Raw genomic sequence first — 2,795 nt, forward strand, 5'->3', positions numbered from 1 at the left:
ACCTGTAAAAGCATACCTCCAAAAGAAGGGATTGCCATAGGTATAACCACATCAGAACCTTTACCAGTAGCAGTAAGTACAGGAATTAAAGCGATGATGGCTGTCGCTGCGGTCATCATTGCAGGGCGAACCCTTTTTGAACCTGCTTCAATTACCGAAGCCCGAATATCTTTTACCGTATCTGGATTTTTCTGATCAAATACCTGAGTCAGATAAGTTCCCATAATAACGCCATCATCGGTAGCAATACCGAATAGTGCTATAAATCCTACCCAAACGGCGACGCTCAAGTTTATGGTATGCAACTGAAACAAATCACGCATGTACACCCCAAATACATCAAAGTTCATGAACCAACTCTGGCCATATAACCAAATCATGATAAAACCACCTGCAAAAGCAACAAATATCCCTGAGAATACCATAAGTGAAGGCACCATAGATTTAAACTGGAAATATAGTATTAAGAGAATCACGATTAACGATATAGGCACCACGATCATTAAGCGTTTTGATGCCCTAACTTGATTTTCGTAATTTCCTGTAAAACGATACGTCACACCATCAGGTAATTTAAATTCACCCGAATCAATTTTTTCCTTGATAAGTGCCTGAGCGTCTTCAACCACATTAGTTTCTGCAAAGCCATCTTTCTTGTCGAAAATAACATAACCTGTTAAAAAAGTATCTTCACTTTTTATCACTTGAGGACCTCTAACATATTCTAAAGAAGCCAACTCACCCAATTCAACTTGAACACCTGCCGGTGTTGGTATTAATATCTTTTTAATATCATCTGGATTATCTCTAAATTCTCTTGCATAACGCACTCGAACAGGGAATCGTTCTCTGCCTTCTACAGTTGTTGAAAGTTGCTTTCCTCCAATGGCTACCGAGAGTTGCATTTGCATATCTTTAATAGATAGGCCATAACGTGACATGGCTTGTCGGTTTAGGTTTATTTCAAGATACGGTTTACCAACAACACGATCGGCGAACACAGTTGGAGGGTTAACACTAGGGACTTCTTTTAGAATGTTTTCTAATTCAAACCCAACTTTTTCAATCGTTTCCAATGTTGGCCCAAATACTTTAATACCCATTGGTGCTCGCATCCCTGTTGCCAACATAATCAATCGGGTTTGGATAGGTTGCAACTTTGGTGCAGATGTTAATCCTGGAAATTTAGCGTGTTTAACAATTTCATTCCAAATATCGTCTGGATTTTTAATGTGTTCGCGCCATTGCCTAAAGTTTTCACCGTCCTCATCTAAATTAAGCTCTATTTCGGTTATTTTACGAAACTCGTCGGTACCATATTTATAGGTAGTCCCATCTCTTAAAACAAAAGCGTCATGTTTATTAACTTCAAAACGTTCTCTATGTCCATCTTCATCTAAAATATATTCTGGAATATAATTTATGGTATTTTCATACATAGATGTTGGTGCAGGATCTAAAGCGGAGTTTACACGACCCCATTTTCCTACAGCAGACTCAATTTCTGGTATTGTCATTAAGTGTTTATCAACACTGGCAATAACTTCCATATTCTCGGTAATACCTGAATGAGGCATGGTTGTTGGCATCAATAAGAATGAACCTTCATTTAATGCTGGCATAAACTCTTTTCCTAGCCCAGGGAAATTTTTGTCTAATTTTTCCCAAACCACATTGTTTTTAGTGAATTCTGGCATAAAACCAAAGACTTTTCCAAAACCTAACCAAATAGTTACACCGAAGAAAACAACGAAAAGAGGGATCGATAAAAATTTCAATTTATTATCCAAACACCAAGTTAAGATTTTTTTGTAAAAATGGACTATGGCCATTAATGCACCCAAAACCAAACCTATCACTAATATCACAAAAATAAAGTTGATAAATGTCGAGTTTGATGCTCCCAAAGGCATCCATTCTATAGTCAGGAAATAGACTAAAATTATAATTGTGATTGCTATATTGACATAATTGGCTATTTTTTCTGAATAAGGAAGTTTTATTTTTCCTTTCAAAAATGTTTTTTCTGGTACTTGTGTAAGTAAGTTATTTATACCAATAGCAATTAGTGCAATGGCAATAATGCTTCCATAAGCGATTAGGAAAACAAATCCAAAACCAATCAAGGTTGCATTAAATATTCTGCTCGTTCTCTTAGTGTTAATTCTAATGGAAAACAAAATTTTTGCTAAGGCAGGAATAAACATAATTCCAATAAACAGAGCAGAAATCAACGCAAACGTTTTGGTCCATGCTAAAGGTTTAAACAATTTACCTTCGGCAGCTTGCATAGCAAAAACAGGTAAGAAACTTACTACTGTCGTAGCAAGAGCAGTAATTACGGCCGATGCCACCTCTACCGTGGCTATATATATTACCTGTACTAATTTTTTTCCTTTTACGCCTTCATTTTCGGGCATTTCTAAGTGCCGTACTATGTTTTCGGTAAAAACTATTCCCACATCAATCATGACACCAATAGCAATGGCAATACCCGATAATGCCACAATATTCGCATCTACTTCAAAATATTTCATTAATATAAAGGTCATCAATACACCAACGGGTAATATACTTGAAATCAGTACAGAAGCTCTAAGGTTAAGAACCAATACTATCACCACCAAAATACTAATCAATATTTCATGTGAAAGTGAGGATTCTAAAGTTCCTAAAGTTTCCTGAATTAAACCAGAACGATCATAAAAAGGAACAATAGTTACTTTTGAAACAGTACCGTCAGCTAATGTTTTAGATGGCAATCCAGGAGCAACTTCATCAATTTTACTTTTAAG

At 36.2% G+C, this 2,795-nt stretch carries 1 protein-coding gene; it reads right to left on the reverse strand.

Annotated elements, in window-relative coordinates; translation table 11 throughout:
- On the reverse strand, positions 1-2,795 hold a 2,795-nt coding region (locus tag AAC053_RS13925; protein ID WP_339757899.1), incomplete at both ends, for an efflux RND transporter permease subunit.

Source organism: uncultured Winogradskyella sp. (assembly GCF_963975125.1).
GTDB lineage: Bacteria > Bacteroidota > Bacteroidia > Flavobacteriales > Flavobacteriaceae > Winogradskyella.